The organism is Microbacterium longlingense, assembly GCF_058349825.2.
In genome coordinates, this window is the sequence record NZ_JBYRJA020000001.1 from 547,900 (window position 1) to 574,324 (window position 26,425).

The following is a 26,425-nucleotide window of genomic DNA, read 5'->3' on the forward strand; positions in this document are numbered from 1 at the left end:
ACGTCCGGGCGGATCCCGTGCGATGGTGCGTGCGGCCAGGCTAGGGAAATGGCACGTCTGAGCGATCGACGGCGCGTCATGCGCGGTCATCCACGGTCACGCCGGGTTATCCCGCATCGCGGCGGCGCGGTCAGCCGCCGGCCTCGTCTGCCGCGTCGCCGAGCGCCCGGTCGAGCAGCGCCAGGTCTTCACGCGTGACCAGACGCGAGGCGATCGCGTGCTCCACCAGGCGCGCCCGCCGGTTGGTCGCCGAGCCAGCGTGGCCGCCGCGCATGCCCGGGACCCCGACCCGATCGAGCTTGTCGCACACGTTGTCGAGCTTGCGGTTGAACCGGGTGGTCGTCCACCCCAGGCGCTGAGCGGCCTGCGCGGACGCGGGGATCTCGCTCATGCCGGTGCCCTCCCGCCGCAGGCGCGGCTCGGCGAGGGCGAGGATCAGCAGCTTCTGGCTCTCGGTGAGCGGCACGTCGCCGATCGTCGAGTCTCCGCCGGGCTCGCTCTCCCGGCGCACCGATCGGAACGGCGGTGCGGCGGCGTGCACCACGAGCTCATACGTCGTCGGACCGGCGCTGAACACCACGGTGGTGCGCTCGAACACCAGCGGCAGACGGGCTCCCGGTGCGAGCCACGCCTGCATCCCGCCGCTGCTGTCCGTGATCATGGCGCTGAGCCGGGAGCCCACGTTGGTGAGCCACCACAGGCCGTCCGACGCCTCGATCACGAGGAAGTGCCGGTGCAGGAACAGATTGTCGTCGAGGGCGAGACTGCCCTCTCGCCCCACCGTGAACAGACGCCCCGGCTCGACAGGGAAGTACTCCCCCGCGAACTCCACCGTGACCGCGCTCACGGCACGCACCCCCGCACCGGCTCGGACACCCGGCCGTCGCCGCGCCGGAGCGTGACCTCCACGCACGTGCGGCCATCGGGGCCGGCGGGTATCGTCACGGTCGGCTCGGAGACCAGCAGCGGTGCCGCTTCGCCGTCGAGGGTGATGGTGCGCCACAGATAGCCGTCGCCGGCCTGGGGGTCCGGGTTCGCCCAGCGGAAGACCACGTCCGCGCCGCGCACCTCGCCCTCGAGATCCTCGACCGGCTGCGGCCGGCTGACCAGCGCATCCTGGGGGAACGGCTCCGCGGAGGGGGCGACGGGCTCCGCGGCCCGGTCGCCCGCCGCCATCACGAGCCCGGCGATGCCGACCCCCAGCACCACCGCCGCCGCGAGCGCGCCGACGCCCCATCGCACGCCGCGGCGGACGCGTGCGGTGTTGCGGTCAGCAGAACCGGGCGCCGCCAGGCCGATCCCCTGCGCCGGGAACGGGTCCCCCGACGCGTCTCCCGGCGCGGGAGCGGCGGCGGGCGCCGGTGCGCGTTCGACCGCGGGATGCGGCGGGCGCACCAGACCGGGCACGGCACTGTCGAGCGCCGCGGAAGACAAGGCCAGGACATCCTCCTGACCGATGGGCCGCGTCGTGTGCGGCAACGCGCCGGACGACACGGGAGCGGTGCCTCCCGCCGGCACTGTCTGGATCAGGCTCTGGTCCGGATCCGCTGGGAACGGTGCCCGCCCGTCCGACCGTCGGTCTTCGCCGGCCGGCGGGCCGGCGTGCGCAGCTAGATCGCGGGCCCGGGGAGCGGACCCGGGAGCACCCGTCTTCCGTTCCCCGGGGGGCACGGGCGGCGTCGGCCGTGTGCCCGCCGAGGGATGCGTCGGCGGGGATGCAGGGTCGATGCTCGTGATCTGGCGGACCCTGGTGCGCTCCCCGTCATCGTCGGCAGCGCGTTCCTCTGCCGGATGATCGTCGACGATGTCGATCGGCGTGATCGTATGGGACAGTTCGATCTGCACCTTCTGCAGCGCCCTGGCGAAGGCGACGGCGCTCGGGAACCGCACGGCGGGGTCCTTCGCCATCGCCCGGTCGAGCACACGATGCAGGCTGGCGGGCATATCGGCGCGCGCGATGCGCGGCAGCGGCGCGTTCTCGATGCGATCGACGAGCTCGGCGGCGGTGTTGCGCGCACCCGGCCGCTCGAACGGCGAGCGCCCGGCGAGGAGCGTGTAGGTCGTGGCGCCGAGCGCATAGACGTCGGAGCGGGGGTTGCTGCGCGGCGGGTCGGCGAAGGCCTCCGGTGGAGACCACGGGATCGACATGCCGGCGGTCACCGCATCACCGCCGACCGTCGAGGCGATACCGAAGTCGGTCAGGGCCGGGCGATTGTACTCGGTGACCAGGATGTTCGCCGGCTTGATGTCGCGGTGCAGCACCCCGGCGCGGTGGGCGGTCTCGACCGCCCCCGCCACCTGCACACCCACGCGCAGCGCCTCGGCGACCGAGAAAGGTTCCCGGCGGACCCGGATCTGCAGGTTCGGCCGCGGGCAGTACTCCATCACGAGATACGGCCGCCCGTCGTCCGCGACTCCGGCCTGGTGGATGGTCACGATCGACGGATGCGTGGAGAGCATCGCCATGACGTTCGCCTCATCGGTGAACTCCTGCGCCGTGCCCTGCACGAGCTTGGATGCGACGCCGCCGCCCAGGCGATCCGGCAGCAGCACCTTCACCGCGACCTGGCGCCGCGGCATCTCCTGCTCGTACAGGAAGACGTCGGCGAAACCGCCGGCGCCGAGCGGGCCGAGGTAGGAGAACCCCTCGAGGATCGGGGGCGGAGAGGGCGATCGGGTCACGTGAGCCCTTCGAACGAGACGATGATGCCCTCGCCGATGTCGACGGCGTCTCCGTTGACCACGACGGTCGGCTCGCCCGGGTGCAGGCGAACCGGGTCGGATCCGCCGCGCAGCAGGGTCGACCCGTTGGTCGTGTGGAGGTCGACGACCACCACAGCGCCGGTCTCCGGGCGGATCTCGATGTGGCTGCGGGAGATGTCCTGTTGCGGGCTCTCGACCGCGACGAGGTGGGCGAGGTTCGCGCCGCTGGACCGCGGCGAACGCGGCCGTCGGCCGACGATCACGGTGCGGTCCAGAGCCACGGTCTGACCGGACGACAGCCGGACGCGCGCGCCGGAGGCGCCGCCCGCCCTGCCCTTGGCCTCGGCAGCGGCGGCGACGCGTTCGATGTCACGGAACACCCTGTCCAGGCGATACGGGGCTTCGCCGGTGACGTTCTCCGCCGTCTCGGCTCCGATCACCCGCGGGACCGCGTCGATCGCGCGGTCCCCGCCGATGATCGACAGCACCCCGTCGTCCGGCCCGTCCCCCTCCGGGCGGGGCACCAGGCTCAGCCGGGGCAGCGGATCCTGGCCGGGGGCGAGGTCGGCGGTGAGGAGGGGAACCGGAGACCGCACGCCCACCCCGCGCAGCGGCGCTGACGGCCGCCGCTCGATCATCACGGTCTCCTCCAGCACGCGAGCATCATCGTCGGCCTGCGCCGGAGCGTCGGCGACGTCGTCCCGTTCGACAGATCCGTCGCCCTCGTCGCCGGATCTCCCCGGCGCCGGGAGCTCGGGCACCGCCGCACTCCCGGTCGTCTCCTCCGGCCGTCCGCCCGGCTCTGCGGACACCGTCGTGTCGACGGGGATGAGCGTGTGCTCCGTATTCGGCGGCTCGGATCTCGGGTGTTCCGGCCGGGCATCTGCCGGCCGGGGTGACGGCGTCGGTCCGCGGGATCCGGCGGCCTCCGCCGGGGCGCTCTCCTGCTCGGCTTCCCCGCCGGATCCGGTCGCGTCTGCGAGGTCGATCGCCACGACCTCCGCCCGCACCGCCCCGGTGCGCACCGGCAGGGCGTCGTCGGCCGAGACCGTGGTCCCCGCTGGGGGCACCGCGATGACGGCAGAGCGGGCGTCGGCGACGTAGCGTTCTGTCCAGGTCATCACGTCGGCACCCAGGACCGTCTCGACGCCCAGCGCCGAGCGCACCTCCACGCAGGGGATGCCCCGCACCGCCACGCGCACCCAGCGTTCGCCGCGCACGACCGCCGCGAACGGAGACAACGCCGTCACCGATCCGCCCGCGTGCGCCGTGAGCACGTCGATGAGGGCGCCGAGGTCGGCGAGCCCGTCGTCGATCCGGCTCCACAGCGTGCGCTGCAGCATCCGATCCGCGTCCGGCGGCAGCAGCACCACCGCCTGTGGTGCGACCAGCGCCAGCCACGGTCCCGAGTTGTACTCCACGCGCATCAGCGCCCTCCCCCCATCGGGCCGGCGTCGTGCCGGCCATCCGAAATCCTCGTGCCGTCGCCGACGACCCGGCGAGGAACGGTGTCGGTCGCCTCGGCCGCGGGGCGCCGCGCCTCGTCCCCCGCGACCCGGATCGCATCGACGACCACCACCGTGATGTTGTCCCGGCCTCCGGCCACGAGAGCGTGCCCGACGAGCGCCTCGGCGGCGCGCTGCGGGTCCTCCTCTGCGGCGAGAACCGCGAGCACCTCGGAGTCGGGAACCTCACTGGTCAGGCCGTCGGAGCAGATCAGGATGCGATCCCCCGTCACCGCCGGGAGCATCCAGTAGTCCACATCGCCGGGATCGCCGGCGCCGATCGCGCGGGTGATGATGTTGCGCCGCGGGTCGTCGCGGGCCGAGGCCGCGGTGATCTCGCCGGCCTCGATGAGCTCCTGCACGACGGAGTGGTCGACGCTGACCTGCTCGAAGGCGCCGTGCACGAGACGGTACACGCGGGAGTCGCCGATGTTGCACACCAGCCAGTACCCGATGCCGTCGACCGCCGCGATGGCGACGCCGGCGATCGTCGTTCCGGCCTGCGCGCCGGCACCGGAGGCGACCGCCGCCACCCGGTGGGCGGCGAGCGCGATCGCCTGCGCGAACTCGTCGGCCGCGACGTGGGGCCGGCCAATGAGCGATGTGAAGGCGGCGAGCGCTGCGCTGCTCGCCCGGTCCCCTGCCGCGTGCCCGCCCATGCCGTCTGCCACCAGGAACAGCGGCGGAGAGGCCAGCAGCGAGTCCTCGTTGAGCCCTCGCCGCAGCCCGACATGGGTTGCAGCGCCGCTGCGCACGACGATCGGCGCGCTCATGCCGCACCTCCGTGAGCGGCCGGGCGCCCGGTCGTCCTGTCGCGCCACGGGGGTACCGGCTCGCCCGTGTCGCGCCCGGGCGCCCGGATCGGGATGGTCACGGCGTCCGGCCGGCGACCGCTCCGCCTGATCGAGGTTGTTCCTGCGCTGTTCATGAGCCAACACTCCTGCCCTCGTCCTCCGCGGCCGGGCTCGTCGGGCGCCGCCTCGCACCCTTCCCGCTGCGCATTCGCAGCGAGCGCAGGCTCAGCCGCGCCCGCATGCGGCTGAGCCTGCCGGCGTCGGCATCGAAGCCGGCCACCACCGCTTCTGCCTCACGCCAGAACGCCGCGACGTCGTCGTCAGACGGCTCGCCCGGTCCGAACACCGCGGCATCGGCCCGTACCGCCAGCGCCACCGCCGGTGCCGCGGTGAGGCTCGCGCTCACCGTCGCCGCCTGTTCCGCGCGGGTGGCGCCCCCGCCGATCGGCGCTCCGTAGTCCGCCGCCCGGTCTGCCACTTCGTCCCATCCGCCGCTGATGCGGTCCGACGGCTGCGCGGCCGCACGGCGTCGGCGTCGGCGCAGCACCTTGGCCCCGGCGATCGCGACGAACGGCGCGAGCACGAGGGCGAGAACGCCGATCCCGGTGCCGGCGACGACGAGGATCGTGCCGAGCAGCGCGAACCTGTCGCCCTCGGCGTCCTCGGACTCCCGCTCGTCTGCGAGGGTCGGCGGCAGGTCGACGGGCTCCTGGGGCGGAGGGGGCGGCTGGAGGACCTGCGGCTTCGGATCGGCCTGGGGCCTGGTCGCCTGGTCGCTCGGGATCCGGTCCTCGTCCGGCGTGGGGTCGAAGGGGACCCAGCCATGCCCCTGGAAGGCGACCTCGACCCAGGCGTGCACATCGTCGCCGGTGGCCGTGAACGCGCCGCCATCGTCGACGTCGGGGTAGAACCCCATCGCGACTCTCGCCGGGATGCCGAGCTCCCGCGCCAGCAGCGCCATCGTCACCGCGTACTGTTCGTCGTCGCCGACCAGCTGGATGCCGTCGAGGAACGCGGCGATGCGCTCACTGCCGTGGCCGGCACGGGAGGGCGGGCCACCCTCGAGACCGTGGCTGAAGAAACCGTCCTCCCGCAGGAAGGCCTCCAAAGCACGCACCCGCTCGATCGGCGTCTCGGCGCCGGCGACGAGATCGGCGGCGAGAGATGAGAGCGCCTCCGGCACGCCGGTCTGCCGCGTCTGCTGGACGGCGGCGAAGCCGACACCGGCCAGCTCGGCGTCGTCGACGGCACGGGGGATCGTCGTGTCGACGGTGTACGCGTCGCCTGGCGCGACCCGCGCTGTCACGATCGCCGTACCGGTCGCATCGTTGACGAAGGCGCTGCGCTGGAGCTCGTCGGCGCGGTCTCCGGCGAAGACGATCCGGTGCGGCTGCCCTGCGAGCGGCAGCCACACGGCGCGATAGGCCCCGATCTCGACCGTCAGCTCGACCCGCGATCCGTCTGCGGCGTCCGGGGCCATGTCGCTGCGCAGCGGCACGAAGCCCCCCGACAGCCCCGGGGCCGCACCCCCGACGTCGTAGACCACCCCGTCGTACTCATCCATCACCCCGATGCGCACCCGCCCTCCCTCCGGGAGCCCGTGCACGGTGAACAGCTCGGTGTCAGCGGCGTCCGCGACATAGCCGCGGAACGCCTGCAGCGGGCTGGGATACTCCCGCACGTCGAAGGGTGGCAGGACCACGTCGCGCAGCACGTACCGGGGGCCGGCCGATGCCGCCGAGAGCGCGAGTCCGCCGACGACCGCGACCGCCACGACCCCGGCGCCCAGCACCGCCCGCCGCGCGGCCAGGCCGCGCACGGCACTCGCCGCGAGCGCGACCGCACCGGTCTGCGGCGCGCGCGCCTGACGCAGCGCCAGCCACACCACCGCTGTCACGAGGAAGACCGCGCCCTGCGCGAGCGGCAGGAAGGGCTGGGGAAGCCCGAACAGGATCCCCGCGGCCAGGGCGACGACGGCCGGGACGAGAGCCCACACCGGCCGGGACAGCCGCAGCGCGAACGATGCGCACAGCACCCCGCCGATGAGACCGACCAGCAACGGCACGATCAGGTGCCCGTCACGCGCCGCCACCGGGGCGAACGTGGTGAGCAGCTCTTTCCAGCTGGTCACCAGGCCGAGCGCCAGATCGCGCAGGGTCTGCGGGGTGGGCACGACGCCCAGCAGCGTCGACCGCAGCCGGGCGAGCGCGCCGCCGAAGACCAGATAAGCCACGAGCGTCACCCCCGCGACGCGCAGCGGCCCCCAGCGCAGACGCGCACCGAGGATCGCGGTGCCGATGCCCAGCAGGATGCCGCCGAACCCCGCCACCAGCACGAGCGGCGACGCGAACGTGGGCCAGAACCCGACCACAGCAGTGCCAACGAGCAGCAGGGTGGCCGTTGCGTCCAGCGCGACCGCAACCGGTCCCGTTCCCGTCGCGCCGGTCCTCATGTCAGCCCCCGGCCGAGCACGACGGGGAGCTGGTCGAGGGCGCCGACGGTGAGCACCGCGGCCTCGCCGATGCCCTGTCGCGCGGGCCGCGCATCGGTCCGCGCGACGAGGACGACCGCTCTGGCCCCGAACGGCAATCGCGCGCACGCCCGCCGAAGCTCCTCGGCCGGCACCGGGGAGCCGCACACGAGGACGACGACGCTGGCGAAGGGGCTGCTCGCCGCGATCGCCCCCGCCAGGGCGGCAAGCCCCGGCCCACGCCGCCGGGTCACGGCAGACAGCGCGTCGAGCAGCTGCCGGTCCGCCGCGACGGGCAGATCGCCCGCGGCGGTGTGCAGCATCACCTCCTCGGCGTCGCGCAGGGCACGCAGGCCCACCGAACCGGCGAGCGAGACCGCCAGCTCGAAGTCCTCCGCAGACGCATACGCACCGGGCGTCGTACACAGGCCCACGACGAAGCGCGAGCGGCGGCTCTCCTCGAACTGGCGCACCATCATCACCCCGGTGCGGGCGGTCGAGCGCCAGTGCACGTGCCGCAGATCATCACCCGGGCGGTACTCGCTCAGCGCGTGGAACGACACGTCGTCACGCGAGAGGTCGGCCGCGGGCAGCCCCTCCAGATCGCGGCGGACACCCAGCGACTGACCGCCGAAGCGGATCGTGCGCGGGTGCACATGCAGCAGCACAGGCTCCTCGCGGCGGGCGGCGCGCTCGAACAGCCCGAGCGGATCGCCCCGGACGATGCTGACCGGGCCCACCGCCATGACCCCGCGGCGGCTCGTGGGGATCGCGAACAGCTCCTCCGCGCCCTCGCCCGGCGCCAGACGGCGGATGCCGAACACGCCCCGCCCCGCCCCCACGGGCAGCACCACCCGCGATGCCAGGATCGTCCGCGGTCCCGGGTTCGCCAACCGCAGAGTGCCGAGCGCCCGCTCCCCCGCCACCACCCGCGTGCGCGCCAGCTCGACGCTCACCCGGTACGAGGTGCGGCCGATCAGGAACAGCGCGCACACCACCAGCAGCACCCCGCCCACGGCGCCCGCGGCGACCATCTCCCGCCACCCGCCGGTGTGCCCGAGAGCGAGCAGCACCCCGGTGAGCCCGACCACGGCCCACCCGGCCGGGCGCACGGTGCGCGCCACCACCCCGGCGCCGGAGCGCATCCGTCCCCCGACGCGCTGCGCGGCTGCGACCGCCCCGGCGCCGGCTTCGCGGAGCGCACCAGCACCGGCCACCGGCGCACGCTGCGCTCCCGCATCACCGCGCCCCGGCAGGCCCCCGCCGGGCGGGGGCGGGGCGAGGGTCGGCGCGGGGACGGTCATCATCACGCCGCGACGCGCGCCTGGGGGGCGGTGACGGAATCGACGACCCGCGAGATCGCGGCCGCCGGGGTGTCGCCCGCGAACTCCGCCTCCGGGTCCAGCAGCAGGCGGTGCGACCACACCGGCTGCGCGAGCGCCTTGATATCGTCCGGGAGCACATAGTGCCGGCCCTGCGCGGCCGCCCACACCTTGGCCATGCGGATCATCGCGAGCGCGCCGCGCACCGAGACGCCCAGCCGGACAGCGGCGTCGGCGCGGGTCGCCTCCGCCAGCTCGGCGGTGTAGCGGAGCACAGCGGGGTCGGCGTGCACGGATGCGGCCAGGTCGGCCATGTCAGCGACGGCGCCCGTGGTGATCGCCGCCGTCAGCCGCGACACCGGGTCGCGCTCCGCCGCACCCGCCAGCACCGCCGCCGTGACGTCGACGCTCGGGTACCCGATCGATGTCTTGATCAGGAAACGATCCAGCTGCGCCTCCGGAAGGCGATACGTGCCGGCCTGCTCGATCGGGTTCTGCGTCGCGATCACCAGGAACGGACGCCCCGTCTCATGCGCGACCCCGTCGATCGTCACGCTCGACTCCTCCATGACCTCCAGCAGCGCGGACTGGGTCTTGGGGGATGCGCGATTGATCTCGTCCGCCAGTACGATCGACGCGAAGATCGGTCCGGGATGGAACTCGAAGCGCTGATGCCGCTGGTCGTAGAACGTGACACCGGTCACGTCGGACGGCAGCAGGTCCGGGGTGAACTGGATCCGGCTGCTCGTGCCCTGCACGGTGGCCGCGAGCGCCTTCGCCAGGCTGGTCTTGCCGGTGCCAGGGGCGTCCTCCAGGAGCACGTGCCCCTCGGCGAGCATCGCCGCGACCACCAGGCTCACGACCTCCGGCTTGCCCTGCAGCACGCCGTCGATGTTCGCCACGAGGCGTTGGAAGGCATTCTGGAACCAGGTGGCCTGTTCGGCAGTCATGCTCATGGGGGTCGGCTTTCCTCTGCGGTGCTCTGTGCGGGGGGCGGGGGCTTGCGTCGTCACCAGGTCACCGTCTCGTATCTCGTGCCGCCGATGGTCAGGAAGACCTCTTGCCCGGCACGGCCGAACACGTACTGGCTCGACGAGTCGCGGAACGGGAACGCGACGGTGCCGTTGGCCGGGAGCCAGACAGCGCTCGTCTCGCTCCCGCCGGGGAAGGTGAAGGTGACGGTGTAGGTGCCGGGCGAGAAATCCCTGGTGCTGATGTTCACCAGCTGGCACTCGGGGGACTCGCAGCCGCTCACCGCGCTATGGCCGCCGCGCGTCGGCCACGCCCGCGGGTGCGGCTCGGGTGCCGAGACCTCGGTTGCCGACATGGTGCGCGACCACTGCCCTGCCGCATCCTGCGCACGGACCTCGATCGTGTGACGCTGACCGTAGCCGTCGCCGACACGGCGCTCCCCCGACGCGCTCACACTCTCCCACGCACCCCCGTCGACGCGGATCTGGGTGAGAGTGATGTCACGGCCGTTCGGAGCGGGCGACGACCACCGCAGCAGCACAGACCGCGCCTCGCTCACCGCGCTGGCTCCCGGGTCGCGCACGGCGCCGTAGGGCACGAGCGCCGCCGAAGGGGCGGAGGCCGGGCCGGGCGCCGACTCTGCGCCCGCGACGACCGCGTACGCGCGCACCTGCACGGTGGTGCGGGCGCCGTTGGGCACCGCGATGTCTGTGCCGTTCCACGAGCGGCTCCATGCTCCGCCGTTGAGGGAGTACTCGTAGCGCACCTCCGCGGGTGCCGCTCCATTGAGGTCGGTCAGCGCATACGCCACCCGGATGGTGCCGTCGCCCTCCGACGCCGAGTGGATCACCGGCGCTCCGGGGGCGCCGAACGCCCGCTGCGGCTCGGACGGCGCACTCCACGGCCCCCACCCCGCGCGGTTCATCGCGCGCACACGGAAGGTGTAGTCGGTGTGGGAGGCGGGGACGGCGATCGTCTGCGTCGCGTCGTCTCCTGCGGCCACCGTCCGCACCGGCGATCCCCCCTGCAGGACCTGCACCTCATAGGCGCTCACCGGAGCGCCGTTCAGCGCGGGGGCTGACCAGGCGACCGTCATCTGCGCCTGGCCGCCCACCGAAGCCGCGGCGCGCACCGCAGGGGCGTCTGGTGCTCCTGGCGGTGCCGCCGGCGTCTCGCCCCGCGACCACCCGCTCCAGCTGGAGGGCTCCGGCGCGCCGTTGTGGGCCTGAATGCGCACCTGATACGCGGTGCCGTTCTGCAGCCCGTCCCAGACCATCGCGTTGCCGGTCACTCCGGTGCGCTGCGCGGGTCCCGCGGGAGGAGCCGGGGAGATCTCGAGCGTGTAGCCGGTCACGGCCGACCCGCCGGACGGCACACCGGGAGTCGCCCAGCTGACCGCGAGCGAACGGTCGCCGAACACCACCGCCGGGGCGGCGGGGGCGTCGGGGCGCGCATCCGGCCGGACCGGCGGGCTCAGCGGCGGGGACGGGTGCGACGACCCGACCCTGTTGTGGGCCACGACCTCGAAGGAGTACTCGACATCGTTGGTGAGCCCGTCCAGCGTGCACGTCGTGGCCGGGCAGTCCTTGGTGTATGTGCCGCCCTGCACCGCACGGACGACGTACCCGGTGATCGGCGCACCGTTGTCGGCCGGCGGCGACCACGAGAGCACCACCGTGCGGTCCTGCACACTCGTGGCCACCGGGGTTCCCGGGGCGTCCGGCACGCCCTGCACGGTCACCTCGACGCGCCCCTCCACCTCGCGGTCCGGGTCGGCCGTGGCGTCCTGGATGCGGTAGCGCACCACCATCGTCCCCACGTAGCCGTCCGCGGGGGTGATCCCGACCCGGTCCGTCTCGAACGACACCGACCCCTGGCCGGCCTCGACGACCGCCGCCACCAGCCGCAGGGGCGTGTCGGGGAACGGGTTCACGTCGTTCTCGAGCACCGCAACCGACACCGTGCGGGCCTGGTCGGTCCGCGCCAGGTCGGTGTTGGCGGTCGCGAGCGGCCGTGTCGATGCGGTGGCCAGCACGCTCACCGTGCCGTCGACGCGGTGTCCGGCACCGTCATCGACGCGCACCGTCATCGTTCCGCCGGTGCCGGGCGGCGTGCCCGGACGGGTCTCGACGACGAGCCGGGCGCCATCGACGCTGGCCACGAACCCGTCGCCCGGTCCTGACACGATCGACCAGGCGAGCGCGTCGCCGGGGTCCGGATCATCGGTGAGAGCGGCGAGGTCGAGCACGGCAGGCCCTTCGCCGGGCGCCACCCGCACCTCGGCACCGGTGAACACCGGCGGCTGATTGTCCGGCGCGGTCACGGTGACCGGGATGGTGAGGGTCGCTCGGCGCCCGTCCGGGTCGTCGGGGCCCGCCCCGTCGGTGACCTCGAACGTGACGGCGTCCGCCCCGTGGTATCCGGGCGCCGACCGGTACACGAGCGTGCGCTCGTCCTTGACCAGGGAAGACCCGTCGGCGTGGAGCGCGCTGACCCGCCCGGCCTCGGTGACGCGCACCGCACCCCCGCCCGCGACCGTGACATGGTCGGCGAGCGGGATGGTCACCGTCTCGCCGCTCTTGACGGTCACGCCCGCGCTCGACGTGAGCACGGGGCGGAGGCCGGAGAGGGCCGGGACGAAGATGAACGCCGACGTCGAGAGGCCGTCGCGGTCGGTGATCGTGTAGCGCACGAGCTGACGTTCCTCGCCGATCGTCACACGCACCCGCCGATCTGGCAGCACGACGGCGCCGTCGCCGACGGTCAGCACGAGCGCGTCGACCGTGCCGTCCGGATCGCTGTCGTTCTCGAGCACGGGCACATCGACCACGAGGCCGTCGACCGCGTCGGAGGCACGCACCCGGTCGTCACGCGCAACCGGGGCGAGCAGAGGCACCTCTTCGTCGACGGTGATCAGCACCGGTGCGATCGCCGTGGCTCCGCGCTCGTCGCGGATCGTGTACTGGATCGAGGTCTGCATCGGCTCATCCGGCACGGTGATGTCGATGCGATCACCGCTCACCCTGGCCGACAGGCCCGCGACGTCAGGCACCTCCAGCCCGTCCTCGAGCAGGCTGATGCGATCGCCCTCCGGATCGGAGTCGTTCGCCAACACCGGTACCGTCACCGTGCGCCCCGGCCGCACCACGATCGTGTCCTTCACGGCGTAGGGCGCCTGGTTGCGCATCTCGGGGGGCGCGACGCCCACGCGCACGGCTCCGGTGCCCTCCGTGCCGAGGCGATCGACCACACGGTAGGAGAACACGTCGAGACCGGCGGCGCCGGGCAGCGCCTCGTACACGAGGAAGTCCTGCCCCACCTCGACCACCCGGCCCTGGGCCGGAGCATCGGCCACCCCGAGCAGCTCGACGGAGTCGCCGTCCGCGTCGATGCCGTCCAGCGGCACCGGGATGCGCACGGTCGACCCGGACAACGCGCGCGCCTCGATGTCATGCGGTCGCGGCGCCGCGTTGCTCTCCTCGTCGACGGGCAGGATCTGCACCGTCACGTATCCAGCGTCCCGCTGCCCGCGGGTGTCGACCGCCTCGTACGTGAGGTAGACGGTCTTGGCCTCGTCTCCGGCGCGGAACCGCACCGTGTCCTGTGAGACGAAGGCCTCGCCGTCCGCGGCATCCACGAGGGGTGCCACCAGATCCGGAGCGACCGTGATGGCATCGCCGGTGGGATGGGTGTCGTTGTCGAGCACCGGGATCGTGACCACATCGCCCGCGCGCACCACGACGCTGTCGTCGTTGGCGACCGGCGGACGCAGCTTGTCTGGGGCGGGGATCGGCACCACGACGATGTCGCCCTCGGCGCTGTGCGCTCCGTTGGACATGCGGTAGGTGATGTGCACCTGGTCATCGAGCGCGCCCTGATCGGTGATGCGGATCACCTCGTGGTCGAGCACGGCGACAGAGACCCCGCTGTGGGGCGGCACGGTCACCGACTGCACCACGAGGATGCCGCCGGCGGGGTCGGTGTCGTTGCCCAGCACGCCGACGAGCACCTCGCCGCCGGTCGGCAGCAGTGCCACGTCGCGCACGGCCACCGGCGGAAGGTCGCCGCCGGCCCGGTCGAGCACGTCCACCCGCACCAGGCCCGGCACCGCATGCGGGCCGGCGGAGACCAGATACGGCACGTACCAGGTGCCCGGCCGCTGGGCGGCGAACGAGAAGGTGCGCCGCGGGAAGTCCGGCACGACCTCCGCACCGGCGACATCGTCGACGCGCGCGAGGCGCAGCGGGTCACGACCGGCGCCCGTGTCGTTCACGAGCGGCGAGATCGTCACGGTCTGCCCCACGCGGGCGACGACGTGGTCGGCGTTGGTCGTCGGCAGCGCGGTGCCGGGTGGTCGCACGTCGAGACGCAGCGTTCCCGTTCCCACGTCGCCCCGCGCGTCGGCGACCGCGATCTCGATGTCCACGCGGCCCGGGGCGCTCGCGAGGGCGCGATAGACGATGCGGCCGTCCGTGGTGAAATCGACCTCGTCGCCGGGCGCCGCGGTGACCGCGCGCAGATAGACGTCGTCCCCGTCGGGGTCGAGCCAGTCTGGCAGCGCGTTGTAGGCGACGGTGCCGCCGGCCTCGACCGCGATCGCGCTCGTCCTGCGCTGCGCCGGCGCACGGTTCTGCTCGTCCCAGCCGTGCACGGTCAGGCGGACGGTGGCGGTGGCCGTCCCGCCGCGTCCGTCGTCGACGCGGTAGGAGAAGGAACCGGCGCCCCCGGCGTCCTCCGGCACGGCGATCTGGAGCGCGCCCCCGTTGCGCACCTGCTGGACATCTCCGAGGACCGGCTGCGGACCGTCGAGCACGGCGACGAGCACGTCGCCGTCGGCGTCTGTGTCGTTGTCGAGGACCGGGAGGGCCGTGGTCCGCCCGGGGCGCACGCCGAACACGTCGTCGACCGCGATCGGCGCGGTGTTCTGTTCGCCCCGCTCGGGCAGCGTGGTCTCCGTGGTCTCCTCGGCCGTGCGGTCGTCCTCTTCCGCTTCCCCCTCTGGCGGCGTCAGGTCGTCCCAGTCGTCGACGCGCTGCAGGCTCTCTGTGACCATCCAGGTGGCGCCGCCGGTCACGTCGTTGAGCACGATCACGTCGCGGTTCACCCGGAAGGCCAGCCGGCCGGTCTCGCCGTCGATGCCGGTGGACAGGTCGGCGTCTTCCCCGGCGCAGTCGCGCACGAATCGCCCGGACCCCGCCCACGCTCCGTACACGCACCCGCGCAGTGCGACCGGCTCCGCCGGGCTGCCGTCGCCGGCCCCGGAGGGCACGGAGACCGGAGCGGACCCGTCCAGCGGAACGCGCACCAGCGCGGCCGCGGTGGCGACGACGACCTCGTCTCCTGCATCGGATGGCTGCTGGAGCACCGCGGTCGCGGCGTCCGGGAGCTCTGCCAGGAGACCCCCGGAGCCTCGCAGCGTACCGGAGGCAGGATCGAGCACGACCGCCGTCGCGCCGACGGCGGTGATCGTCGGCTCCGCGCCCTCCTCGAACGCCCCCAGCGTGGCGGAGGTCGGCGCGAGCGGCGCTCCCCGGGCATCGACGGGCACCGTGACCAGCGTTCCGTCGGCGGGCGCGACGGCGTGCACCGTCCCGTCCCGGCCCGCCGTGACGGCGGCGCCCGGCCCGAGCGAGGCCACGGGATCGGCCCCGCGGTGATCGAAGGCGCCGATCTCGGCGGCCGGGACGACCCAGAGATCGCCGCTCTCCCGGTCGAGGACCGCGAGCGTGCGCCCGCCGAGCGCGACGACGCCGCCCGCGGGGATGCGCGCGGACTCTGCCAGGACGACACGGGCGGGGTCGACGGCGACGACCTCCCCCTCCCCGGTGTCTGCGACCAGGACCGTCGCGCCGGACTGCAGGATGTCGAAAGTGTCGCTCCCCGTGCGGAGGCCGCCGTCGAGCACGCGCGACTGCGCGTTGAAGTGACCGACGAGATAGTCGCTCGACCTCGTGACCCACACACCGCCGTCGTTCAGATCGAGCTCTGCGGTGGGGCGGCCCTCGTAGGCGAACGCGAGCGTGGTGAGCGCGACGGAGGCGACGACCACCCCGGCCGCGGATGCGAGAACACCCCTCCGGTTTCGCATCCACGCATACGCGTTCACAACGGGACCCCCCTCCCCGGCATGCATTGCCCCGGTGAGACCGGTCGCGTCGGCCCCGGAAGGGCGTCGGCAGGCGACAGACATGCCACCGGCCAGTATATCGACGCCGTTTCGGCGGCCTCGATGGGGAGTTGTCCCCATCGAGGCCGCCGTCCGCTCGGCCGCTCAGCCGAGTCGGGTCACAACGTCAGCCCGTGACCGAAGCGGAACAGCGGGTCCGCGGTGTCGAAGGGCACGTCGGGGCGCGAAGCCTCCACCGCCGCCGTCGAGCGCGGCACGTCGAACGGCAGCCGTCCGCGCGCGGGCGAAGCCCCCGAGAGCACATCCAGCAGCGCCTCGGCGCTCGCGCCCCAGTTGGCTGTCACCGCTGCGGCGACCGCGACGACGGGCGCGAGGATCGCCGGGCGGTCGAGGAACACGTCGACGATCGTCGGCACGTGCGATGCGATCTCACGGATGTGCGCGAGCTGCTCATCGGGGAAGTCGAGCGGACCGGCGTGGAAGAAGTTCTCGAACGCCGTCGCCCGCTGCTCATAGGGCGCGTGGATGCGGAGGATGGCGACGTCCGCCTCCGCCGCGGTGGCGACGGGCGTGCCGTAGGCGGACAGCGCCTCCGCCGCGACACCCTCGGCGTAGATCCGCATGCCGGGGCGCAGCGGCAGCACGCCGTCGTGCGAGAGCACGGCGATCGACGCCCGCTGAGCCTCCTCGCCGGCCGCCCGGAACGGCGCGGAGCCCACGATCTCGTCAGCGGCGTCCGCGTCGACGAAGGGGTCGTCGAACAACCCGAGCTCGAACTTCTCGCGCAGCAGGCGTCGCACCGACACGTCCAGGCGTTCCTCGGAGACCTGTCCCGTGCTGACCAACTCCACAAGCAGCTCAGGGCACGCCTCGCCGCCGAACTGGTCGACGCCGGCCTCGATGCCCTTGCGCATCCGCTCCGACGGGCTCAGGTGCTCGGCACCCCAGGCGCGGGCGACATGCATATCGCCCATCACGGCCTGGTCGGTGAGAAGCCCCCAGTCGGTGCAGACGATGCCGTCGAAGCCGAGGCGCTCGCGGAGGAGGCCGGTGATGACCGAGTGGTTCAGGCCGAAGCCGACCTCCTCGTACGGCGTTCCCACCGGCATCCCGTAATAGGGCATGATCTGGCGCGCGCCGGCGGCGAGCACGGGCCCGAACGGCAGCAGATGGTGCTCGAACATGCCGCCCGGGTACACCTGCTCCCTGCCATAGGGGAAGTGCGGGTCCTCGCCGTCCTTCTGCGGGCCGCCGCCGGGGAAGTGCTTGACCATCGTCGCCACCGCGGCCGGCCCGAACGAGCTGCCCTGCAGGCCGCGCACATACGCCGCCCCCAGGCGCCCGGACAGGTCTGCGTCCTCGCCGAAGGTCTGGAGCTGACGTGACCAGCGCGGCTCCGTCGCGAGGTCGACCTGCGGATGCAGCGCCACGCGGATCCCGACAGCCAGGTACTCCTGCCGGGCGATGTCGGCGAAGCGCTCAACGAGCGCCTCGTCACCGGTCGCGGCCAGGCCGAGCGGCTCCGGCCACTTCGAGAACGGCCCGGCGAACAGCGCGGCACCCGGGTTGTCGGAGAACGCATGCCGCGGATCGCTCGAGATGGTCACCGGGATGCCGAGCCTGGTCGAGCGCGCGAGCTCCTGAAGGCGGTTGTGCCAGCGGGCGATGTCCCCCGCTGCCTCCGGCACGGTCAGCAGGTTGAAGTGGGTCATATGCCTGCCGAGCACGTACTCCTCGGTCGGCGGCAGGCCGAAGGCCGGGTCGCCGGCGGAGAGCTCGGCGTCGGGGCCCATCGTGATCATCGTGTGGAAGAAGAGCCCGGCCTTCTCCGCGACGGTCATCTCCGCCAGCAGCAGCTCGATCCGCTCGGCAGGGGGGAGGGTGGCATCCAGCCACGGGCGTTCGGCGACTTCTGTCATGATGGCTCCTTCGCTATCGATCCCAGAGATCCTACGGGATTCGCGCGGGTCGCGGATGAGCCGCCGGATCGGCACGGGAACCGACCGGCGCGTGCCGCGAACGACGAAGAACCGCCGCGCGGGCCCTGATCCGGCCGGATCGGGGCGGTGCACGGCGGTTCTCGCCGGGCGGGCGGGGGAAGCGGTTCGGGTTCCGACGCCCGCTGGTGCTACTTCTTCGCCTTCTTCTTCAGCTCCTTCTCGTGGACGGGCGCGGTGCCCGATGCCACGAGGTCGGCGTAGTACGCCCGCGCCTCGTCCTGACGCGTGCGCTCGATACCGCTCGCGATGGGGGCGCGCACGTGCTCCGGCTCATAGCCGAACGCCTCGACCAGGTCCAGGGCGTGCGGGCGCAGCCGCACGCACAGCCGGTCGATGTAGCGCGAGACCGATGCCGCACGCTGCGTCGACAGCCGGCCGTTGATGAGGTACCACGCGAGATGCTTCTCGATCAGACCGAGGCCGAACAGGTCGCGCAGCCAGGTCAGCACCTCGCGGGTGCTCTCGTCCTCGACCTCGTGCACGGCGTCGGTGAAGGCCTCCCACTGCAGCAGCTCGCCGTGAGCGCGGGCCGCCTCGATCAGCTCCGCCTGGTTCTCGTTGAACAGGTCTGCGGCCTCCTGGGCGCCGAGCTTCGCCGCGGGGCGCAGCCGGCCGGCGATGTCGGCGACCATCTGCTGCACGCGCCCGGCGAGCAGCTCGTGCTGGTCGTCCTCGCGCAGGCCGAGCTCGACCGACCGGGCGGTCGAGCCGAAGTCGGCGACCGTCTGGCCGAGCCGGCGCAGACCGGCACCGTGGAACACCTTCCCCGCCGTCTGGCCGACCGCGTACGCGGCGAGCGCCGCGGTGTCCTTGCCCTTGAACTGCTTGGCGTAGTCGCCCAGCAGACGCTTGCCGACCAGCTGCAGGAGCACGTTGTTGTCGCCCTCGAAGGTGACGTAGATGTCGAGATCTGCGCGCAGCCCCACCAGGCGGTTCTCGAACATGAACCCGGCGCCACCACAGGCCTCGCGGCACTCCTGAAGCGTGTCCAGGGCATGCCAGGTCGACAGCGGCTTGAGGGCGGCGGCGAGGGTCTCCAGGTCCTCACGGTCCTGCGGGGTGTCGGTGCGCCCGGAGAAGACGCCGTCGAACTTCTGCAGGAAGACGTCGTGCGCGAACAGCTGCGCGTACGTCGTGGCCAGCCGCGGCAGCAGACGGCGCTGGTGCTTGCCGTAGTCGAGCAGCACGACCTCCTCGCCCGTCGGGCCGTCGAACTGGCGGCGCTGGGTCGCGTAGGTGATCGCGATGTACAGGCCGAGCGCGGACGCCCATGACGACGATCCGTCGAGCGAGATGCGCCCCTGCACCAGCGTGCCGAGCATGGTGAAGAAGCGGCGCCCCGGGCTGTCGATCGGGCTGGAGTAGGTGCCGTCGGGAGCGACGTCGCCGTAGCGGTTGAGCAGGTTCGTGCGCGGTACGCGCACGTGGTCGAAGCTCAGCCGGCCGTTGTCGATGCCGTTGAGGCCGCCCTTGAGGCCGTCGTCCTCGCGGCCGATGCCGGGGAGGTCGTTGCCGTCCTCATCGCGCAGCGGCACGTAGAAGCAGTGCACGCCGTGGTTGACGCCCTTGGTGATGAGCTGGGCGAACACCGTCGCCGCGATGCCGTGCAGCGCGGCGTTGCCCAGATACTCCTTCGTCGCCGCGCGGAACGGCGTGTTGATGACGAACTCCTCGGTCTCCGGGTCGTATGTCGCCGTCGTGCCGACCGCGGCGACATCGGAGCCGTGCCCGATCTCGGTCATCGCGAAGGCACCGGGGATGGTGAGGTCCATGATGCCGGGAAGCCACTTGTCGTGGTGCTCATCGGTGCCCAGCTGCAGCACCGCGGCGCCGAACAGGCCCCACTGCACCCCCGACTTGATCTGCATGCTGGGGTCGGCCACGACCAGCTCCTCGAACCCGGCGATGTTGGCGCCGTTGTTCTCCTGGCCGCCGAAGCGCCGGGGGAAGGCCCGGTTGTGCGCGTTCTTCTCGACGAGGAGCTTCAGCTGACCGAGCACGCGCTCGCGGTGCGCGTCCTTGCCGAGCTCGTCGTCGCGCCAGAAGACCGGATCCTTGATCATCTCGCGGGCCGTGCGGCGGGTGTCGCCCCAGGTGCCCATGAGCATGTCGTTCACACGGGCGATGTCGATACGGGGGTTCGAGGCTGCCATGTCGTTCCTCTCAGGGGATGCTGGTGCGCATCGGTGCGCGCCCGGGACCGTGGACGCCGTGGCATCGGGACAGGGTCACCGGGGTTGACTCTACGGTAGGAGTCCTCCAACGCTGACGAAAGTCGACTGTGGGTCTTCGCCAACACCGCGCCGCGCCGCGGCGGGCTCCGATTGTCGGGTCACCACAGGATCAGCACCCAGAGGACGACACTTAGTCTCGCTCCGAGCGGGACTAAGTTCCTCATTGCGCTGCACTCCTGGACAGATCCAACGCGTCCCGCGCCGCCGAGTCACCAGGATTTTCAGGTCGGCGCGCCGCGCGGAGCGCAACACGCCGACCTGAAAATCCTGGTGACTCGGCAGGGACGCGGAGCGCTGCCGGCACTACTCCGCGTCCGCGATCACGCGCAGCACGGCCTCCCCGTAGGCCTCCCGCTTGCGTGCGCCGATGCCGGTGATGCCGTCGAGCTGATCGAGCGTCGTCGGCCGATGCTCGGCCAGGGCGCGCAGCGTGGCATCCGCGAAGACCACATACGCCGGCACGCCCTGCTGCTTGGCCTCGGCGGCCCGCCACGATCGCAGCGCCTCGAACAGCGGCCGATCGGCCTCCGTGAGCGCGTCCGCGGCCGACTTCCGCGCCGCACCAGAGCCAGACCCGCCCCGCGCCGGCCGGGTGATGACATCGCGCCGCAGCCGCACCGGGGTCGAGCCACTGAGCACGCCGGCGCTCTGCTCGCTCAGCGCGAGCGTGCCGTACTCTCCCTGCGCAACCATGAGTCCCTGCGCCAACAGCTGGCGCACGACACTGCGCCACTGCGCGTCGGACAGGTCGTCTCCGATGCCGTAGGTAGCCAGCGCGTCGTGCTTCATGCGCCGGATGCGCTCGGTCGATGCCCCGCGCAGGATGTCGACGATGTGACCGGCCCCGAACGACTGCCCCCGCTCGCGCTGGAGGCGCACGACGGTGGAGAGGAGCTTCTGGGCGGGGATCGTGCCGTCCCACACCTCGGGCGGCGCCAGGCAGGTGTCGCAGTTGCCGCAGCGGTCGGAGAGCTGGCCGAAGTAGGCGAGGAGGTTCTGGCGGCGGCAGTCGACCGTCTCGCACAGCGCCAGCATCGCGTCGAGATGCTGGCCCTGACGACGCTTGGTGGCCGCGTCGCCATCGCCCTGCTGGATGAAGCGGCGCTGCTGCACCACGTCGCCAAGACCGTACGCCATCCACGCGACGGAGGGCTCGCCGTCGCGGCCGGCGCGGCCGGTCTCCTGGTAGTAGCCCTCGACGGACTTCGGCAGATCGATGTGGGCGACGAAGCGCACGTCCGGCTTGTCGATTCCCATGCCGAACGCGATCGTCGCCACGACGACCACGCCCTCCTCGCGCAGGAACCGCGCCTGATGCGCCGCCCGCACGCCGGCGTCGAGCCCCGCGTGATACGGGATCGCGTCGATTCCCTCGCCGCGCAGGTACTCGGCGGTCTGCTCGACCGAGGAACGACTCAGCGCGTAGACGATGCCAGCTGCCCCCTCCCCCTGCGTGCGGATGAAGGAGATGAGCTGGCGCCGCACGTCGACCTTCGGGTCGATGCGGTACTGGATGTTGGGCCGATCGAAGCTCGCGACGAAGTGCCGCGCCCGCTCGAGATGCAGGCGCTCGGTGATCTCGCGGTGGGTCTCGGCCGTGGCCGTGGCGGTGAGCGCCATCCGGGGGACGCCGGGGAAGTGCTGCGGCAGGTCGCCGAGGGTGAGGTAGTCGGGACGGAAATCGTGGCCCCACTGCGAGACGCAGTGCGCCTCGTCGATCGCGACGACGCTCAGCGCCCCCCGCTTGAGCAGCGCGAGCGTGCCGGGGTTGGACAGGCGTTCCGGGGCGACGTAGATCAGATCCAGCTCGCCGGCGAGATAGTCGCGCTCGACCTGAGCGCGCTCCGCCGCCGACTGGGTGGAGTTGAGGTAGGCCGCCCGCACGCCATTGGCGCGGAGGGCGTCGACCTGGTCGTGCATGAGCGCGATCAGCGGGGAGACGACCAGGCCGGTGCCCTCGCGCACGAGTGCGGGGATCTGGTAGCACAGGCTCTTGCCACCGCCGGTGGGCATGAGCACGATCGCGTCGCCGCCCGCGACGACGTGATCGACGATCTCGGCCTGGTCGCCGCGGAACGCCTCGTAGCCGTAGACCGTGCGCAGCGCCTCCGCCGGCGTGGCGTAGCGCGACGGCGCGGCCGCCGGAGCGACGGGCGGCGCGGCAGCCGCACCCCGGGCGCCGCCGGCGTCCTCCGGCCAGGGCGCACCTCCGCCGCCGGCGAAGTCCGCGTCGGCGGGGGGTTCCGCCGGCCACGGTTCATCCCCCCACGGGTCTTCGGGGGGCACGTCGTCCCACGGGTCACCGGCGGGGTGGGCGTCGGCCCACGGATCGGCGGGAGGCCCAGCGGGGCTGTCGTGCGGCATCCATCCAGCGTAGCCAGCCCATCCGACGCCGATGCCCCCGCGCTCCCGCAGCGGACGATGGGCGCACCCGCAGCTCGGGCCGGAGAGCGCCGCAGGAATGACGGAGCCGCGGCGTTCTGGCGGGCGTAGCCTGGCATCACACCCACCGATGCGAGGAGGCCTCATGCCCGAGATCACCGTGAACCGCGACGACGACGCATCCCGCTACGAGGCGTTCTCGGACGGGGAGCTGGCGGGGTTCATCGACGTCGTCCACGCCGACGGCGAACTGCGCTACACCCACACCGAGGTCTTCCCCGCGTTCCAGGGGCAGGGCATCGCGGGCCGCCTGGCCGCGTTCGCCCTCGCCGACGGCGCATCGACCGGAGAGACCCTCGTCCCCCTCTGCCCGTACGTGGAGAAGTACCTGCGCGAGCACCCGATGGACGGCGTCGCCGTGCGCTGGCCGGACCGCGGCGCGGAGTAGGCCGTGCACGGCCCGCGGTCGGTGATGCTGGCGCCGCGCACGGTGCCGCTCGGCGGGGTCCGCGCGATGGACGTGCGCCGCACGCTGCCCAGCCGCGACCTGCCCACCGTCGGAGCGTGGTGTTTCCTCGACCGCTTCGGCCCCGACCGGGTGCGGATGCGCGTGGAACCGCATCCGCACATCGGATTGCAGACGGTCACCTGGCCGCTCGTCGGCGAGATCCGCCATCGCGACACCGTCGGCAGCGACGTGACGCTCCGCCGCGGCGCCCTGAACCTCATGACCGCCGGCCGCGGGATCGCGCACTCCGAGTACTCCGTCGGCGAGGCGGAGGTCCCGCTCGACGCCCTGCAGTTCTGGGTGGCGCTTCCCGAGGAGGCCTGCCAGGGCGCGCCGTCGTTCGAGCAGCACGACGATCTGCCGCGCGTCGAGCTGCCCGCGCAGGACGGCCCGCCCGCGACGGCCACCGTGGTGCTTGGCGCGTTCGCCGGGGTCCGCTCCCCCGCCACCGTGCACACCCCGATCGTCGGCGCCGAGATCGCGCTCGCCCCCGGTTCCCGGGTGCTGCTGCCGCTGCACACGGCGTGGGAGCACGCGGTCCTGCTCGTCTCCGGCGAGGCCCATGTGGCGGCCGAACCGCTGAACGAGGGCGACCTGCTGTTCCTCGGCGACTCCCGCGACCGCGTGGAGGTGATCAGCGAGGAGGGCGCGACGCTCTTCCTCCTCGGCGGAGAGCCCTTCGCCGAGGATCTGGTGATGTGGTGGAACTTCGCCGCCCGCACGCACGAGGAGATCGCCCGTGCCCGCGAGGACTGGGAGGCAGACACCGCCCGCTTCGGCCATGTGCCGGGCCACGGCGCGGAGCGCGTCCCGGCGCCCCCGCTCCCCGGCGTGCGGCTGCTGCCGCGCCACCGCCGCATCTGATCCGCGCGCTCAGCCCGCGCCGGGCGGCGAAGCGGTCACGGCCCGCCCCGCCACGACCCACCAGGAAAGGCCGATGGCACCAGGAGGACCTGGCGCCATCGGAAGAGCATCGAGCAGGGTGTCAGCCCCGCTTGCCCGCGATCTGACGACCGACGATGTCGCGCATGATCTCGTTGGTGCCGCCGTAGATGCGGTGCACGCGGGCGTCCGTGAAGGCGCGCGCGATCGGGTACTCCATGATGTAGCCGTAGCCGCCGTGGAGCTGCACGCCCGTGTCGAGGACCTCCCACTCGCGCTCCGTCGCCCAGAACTTCACCTTCGCGGCGTCCTCGGCGGTCAGCTTGCTGTCCTTGTAGGCGAGCATCGCGCGATCGATGTACGCCCACATCGCGTCGACGGTGGCGGCCATGTCGGCGAGACGGAAACGCGTGTTCTGGAAATCGACGATCCGCTCGCCGAAGGCCTCGCGGTCCTTGGTGTAGGCGACGGTCCAGTCGAGGGCGGCCTGCGCGGCGGCCGCGGCAGCGACGCCGATCGACAGGCGCTCGAGGGGCAGGTTCATCATCAGCTGGATGAAGCCGAGGCCCTCCTTGCCTCCGATGAGGTTCTCCTCGGGGACGAAGACATCGCTGAAGCTGAGCTCAGCGGTGTCCCAGCCGTGGAAGCCCATCTTGTCGAGCTTCTTGCCCTGGTCGAAGCCCTCCATGCCCTTCTCGATGAGGAGCAGGCTGAACGCGTCGGGGCGGTTGCCCTCGCCAGTCTTGACGAAGGTGACCACGACATCGGCCGTCGAGCCAGAGGAGATGAACGTCTTGGCGCCGTTGACGATGTACCCGCCGTCGACCTTCTTGGCGTTGGTCTTCACACCGCGCAGGTCGCTGCCCGCGCCGGGGTCGGTCATCGCGAGCGCGCCGAGCACCTCGCCGGTCGCCATGCGCGGAAGCCACTTCGCCTTCTGCTCCGGGGTGCCCATGTGCGCGATGTAGGGGACGGCGAGGTCGTCCTGGATGCCGAAGGCGCCCGCCAGGGAGCCGGCACCCGCGCCGATGACCTCTTCGTTGACGATCGCGCGGAAACGGTAGTCCTGCAGCATGCCGGCGCCGCCGAACTCCTCGGGGACGGAGAGCCCGATGAGGCCAGCCTCGCCCGCGGCGAGCATCGTCTCGCGGTCGATCTCACCGGCCGCGTCCCACGCGTCGCGCTTCTCGTTGCTGACGTAGCGCTCGATGAACTCTCGGACCATGCCCCGGAAGGCGTCGTGATCCTCGTCGTAGATGTCCCGTTCCATACAGGCCTCCTTGCCAGAGCGTGCTCCGCGGCGACGCCGTGCGAGCGGATTGTGAGATCGAGTCACAGTCTAGGCGACACTGGGTCCGATCGGGGACGCATCGGATATCGAATATATCTCCGGATTTTCTTGACAGTTCTCTCGGAGCTATGTTCGACTCGATGCATGAGGTGGCACGGGCAACGGATCGATCAGGCGGATACGGCGGCGCTGCCCGGCTTCGAGGAGCGCTCCGGCTTCGTCCGCTCCGTGCAGACACCGGAGTTCGCCGGCGTGACGTTCCACGAAGTGCTGGCCAAGTCGGCCCTGAACCACGTCCCCGGCGCCTCGCGCATGCCCTTCGCGTGGACGATCAACCCCTATCGCGGGTGCAGTCATGCGTGCGTCTACTGCTTCGCGCGCGGCACGCACACCTACCTCGAGCTCGATGCGGGGCGGGACTTCGACTCGCAGGTGGTCGTGAAGGTCAACGTGGTCGAGGTTCTCGAGCGCGAGCTGCGGCGGTCCTCCTGGCAGCGAGAGACCGTGGCCTTGGGCACCAACACCGACCCGTATCAACGCGCCGAGGGGCGGTACCGGCTCATGCCGGACATCATCCGGGCGCTCGCGGCGTCCGGCACGCCGCTGTCGATCCTGACCAAGGGCACCCTCATCCGCCGCGACATCCCCGAGCTGACCGCCGCGGCCGAGCAGGTCCCGGTCGACGTGCAGCTGTCGATCGCGGTCTTCGACGAAGACCTGCAGCGCGCGATCGAACCGGGCACCCCCACCGCTCAGGCGCGCCTCGACACGGTGCGCGTACTCAGCGATGCCGGGTTCCGCGTCGGTGTGTTCCTGATGCCGATCCTCCCCCATCTCACCGACTCGGTCGCGGCGATCGACCGGGCGCTGGGACGCATCGCCGCCGCGGGCGCCGATCACGTCGTCTACGGCGCCCTGCACCTGCGCCCCGGGGTCAAGCCGTGGTTCCTGCAGTGGCTATCGCAGCACCGTCCAGACCTGCTCTCGTCCTACCGGCATCTCTACCCGGGGGCATCGTCAGAGGCCCCGAAGGAGTACCGGCAGTGGCTGGGACGGCGCGTACGCCCCCTGCTGCGCGTGCACGGACTCGAGCGCCGCGGTGGCGACCCCATAGCGCACGCCGGGCCGTTGCGGGGCGAGCGCAGCTCCGCGGCGGCGCCCGGCCTGGCGGCGGAGAGCGCGCCAGTGCCCACCCTGTTCTGACGGGTCCGGAGCCGTTCCGACGGGTGCGGGCC

15 protein-coding genes are annotated in these 26,425 nt (G+C 72.5%); 3 read left to right on the top strand and 12 right to left on the bottom strand.

Annotated elements, in window-relative coordinates:
- Positions 1–130 precede the first annotated feature (130 nt).
- From AC3RXY_RS02585 to recQ, 11 genes are all read right to left on the bottom strand, one after another.
- A complete protein-coding gene (locus AC3RXY_RS02585; protein WP_491509314.1) occupies positions 131–847 on the bottom strand; it encodes an FHA domain-containing protein in 717 nt (238 codons plus the stop codon).
- Complete coding sequence (locus tag AC3RXY_RS02590; RefSeq protein WP_491509315.1) at positions 844–2,682, bottom strand: serine/threonine-protein kinase; 1,839 nt, start codon at positions 2,680–2,682, stop codon at positions 844–846. The genes AC3RXY_RS02585 and AC3RXY_RS02590 overlap by 4 nt, the downstream gene beginning before the upstream one ends.
- Positions 2,679–4,130 carry an FHA domain-containing protein gene (locus AC3RXY_RS02595; RefSeq protein WP_491509316.1) on the bottom strand — a complete coding sequence of 484 codons (1,452 nt, stop codon included), beginning with the start codon at positions 4,128–4,130 and terminating at the stop codon, positions 2,679–2,681. The genes AC3RXY_RS02590 and AC3RXY_RS02595 overlap by 4 nt, the downstream gene beginning before the upstream one ends.
- A complete protein-coding gene (locus AC3RXY_RS02600; RefSeq protein ID WP_491509317.1) occupies positions 4,130–4,981 on the bottom strand; it encodes a PP2C family protein-serine/threonine phosphatase in 852 nt (283 codons plus the stop codon). Before AC3RXY_RS02600 ends, AC3RXY_RS02595 begins: the two co-directional genes overlap by 1 nt.
- A gap of 151 nt (positions 4,982–5,132) precedes the next feature.
- The gene (locus AC3RXY_RS02605) at positions 5,133–7,454 is read right to left on the bottom strand and encodes a transglutaminase-like domain-containing protein (protein ID WP_491509318.1); all 2,322 of its coding nucleotides are present in this window, start codon (positions 7,452–7,454) and stop codon (positions 5,133–5,135) included.
- Entirely contained in the window at positions 7,451–8,779 is a 1,329-nt protein-coding gene (locus AC3RXY_RS02610; protein WP_491509404.1) for a DUF58 domain-containing protein, read from the bottom strand. Before AC3RXY_RS02610 ends, AC3RXY_RS02605 begins: the two co-directional genes overlap by 4 nt.
- Positions 8,779–9,750: an AAA family ATPase gene (locus AC3RXY_RS02615; RefSeq protein ID WP_491509319.1), complete on the bottom strand. Its 972-nt coding sequence runs from the start codon at positions 9,748–9,750 to the stop codon at positions 8,779–8,781. Before AC3RXY_RS02615 ends, AC3RXY_RS02610 begins: the two co-directional genes overlap by 1 nt.
- A gap of 53 nt (positions 9,751–9,803) precedes the next feature.
- Entirely contained in the window at positions 9,804–15,854 is a 6,051-nt protein-coding gene (locus AC3RXY_RS02620; protein ID WP_498224357.1) for an Ig-like domain-containing protein, read from the bottom strand.
- 197 nt (positions 15,855–16,051) lie between these two features.
- The gene (locus AC3RXY_RS02625; protein ID WP_491509321.1) at positions 16,052–17,812 is read right to left on the bottom strand and encodes a glycoside hydrolase family 3 protein; all 1,761 of its coding nucleotides are present in this window, start codon (positions 17,810–17,812) and stop codon (positions 16,052–16,054) included.
- Between the two features lie 209 nt (positions 17,813–18,021).
- A complete protein-coding gene (locus tag AC3RXY_RS02630; RefSeq protein WP_491509322.1) occupies positions 18,022–20,046 on the bottom strand; it encodes an acyl-CoA dehydrogenase family protein in 2,025 nt (674 codons plus the stop codon).
- 384 nt (positions 20,047–20,430) lie between these two features.
- Positions 20,431–22,491 carry a DNA helicase RecQ gene (gene recQ, locus AC3RXY_RS02635; RefSeq protein WP_491509323.1) on the bottom strand — a complete coding sequence of 687 codons (2,061 nt, stop codon included), beginning with the start codon at positions 22,489–22,491 and terminating at the stop codon, positions 20,431–20,433.
- A 163-nt stretch (positions 22,492–22,654) separates the two neighbouring features.
- Between recQ and AC3RXY_RS02640 the strand changes: the two genes are divergently transcribed.
- Together AC3RXY_RS02640 and AC3RXY_RS02645 are read left to right on the top strand one after the other, a co-directional pair.
- On the top strand, positions 22,655–22,957 hold the full coding sequence (locus AC3RXY_RS02640) for a GNAT family N-acetyltransferase (protein WP_491509324.1): 303 nt from the start codon (positions 22,655–22,657) through the stop codon (positions 22,955–22,957).
- Positions 22,958–22,960: 3 nt separating this feature from the next.
- Positions 22,961–23,881, top strand: a complete 921-nt coding sequence (locus tag AC3RXY_RS02645) for a pirin family protein (protein WP_491509325.1) — start codon at positions 22,961–22,963, stop codon at positions 23,879–23,881.
- A 121-nt stretch (positions 23,882–24,002) separates the two neighbouring features.
- Here AC3RXY_RS02645 and AC3RXY_RS02650 read toward each other — a convergent pair whose 3' ends face one another.
- On the bottom strand, positions 24,003–25,169 hold the full coding sequence (locus AC3RXY_RS02650; RefSeq protein ID WP_491509326.1) for an acyl-CoA dehydrogenase family protein: 1,167 nt from the start codon (positions 25,167–25,169) through the stop codon (positions 24,003–24,005).
- Positions 25,170–25,334: 165 nt separating this feature from the next.
- Between AC3RXY_RS02650 and AC3RXY_RS02655 the strand changes: the two genes are divergently transcribed.
- The gene (locus AC3RXY_RS02655) at positions 25,335–26,393 is read left to right on the top strand and encodes an Rv2578c family radical SAM protein (RefSeq protein WP_491509327.1); all 1,059 of its coding nucleotides are present in this window, start codon (positions 25,335–25,337) and stop codon (positions 26,391–26,393) included.
- The last annotated feature ends 32 nt before the right edge of the window (positions 26,394–26,425 follow it).